This is a genomic window from Lysinibacillus sp. RU7 (assembly GCF_057837305.1).
This window is the reverse complement of the sequence record NZ_JBYQFK010000158.1, coordinates 1-263: the sequence shown is the minus strand read 5'-3', so window position 1 is coordinate 263 and position 263 is coordinate 1. Positions and strand designations below refer to the sequence as shown.

Below are 263 nucleotides of genomic sequence, written 5' to 3'. Positions count from 1 at the left end.
GCGGGCTATCTCGAACTTCTCGTCGGTAGTCTTGCGCGCAACTTCGACCAGTCCGTGGATTTCCTTGGTGGTGGCAATGATCGTCTCGATCTGCTGAGCCTGCGCGACCCGGTTATCGCCGTGTGCGATCGCCGCAGTCACCGCCACGTCCTTCAGCGCGCGGCCGCGCAGCTCGGTCAACTGGCGATCGAGCTTGGCTTGTCGGCCGGCGATTTGCTGCACGCTTCTTACCGCAAACGCGCCGTGGATCGACAGCAGCGTCA

The 263-nt window shown here is 63.1% G+C and carries 1 protein-coding gene; it reads right to left on the bottom strand.

Annotated elements, in window-relative coordinates; all coding sequences use genetic code 11:
• Nucleotides 1–263, bottom strand: a 263-nt coding sequence (locus AC3II9_RS21920) for a hypothetical protein (protein WP_489158824.1), incomplete at both ends; no start/stop codon positions are given.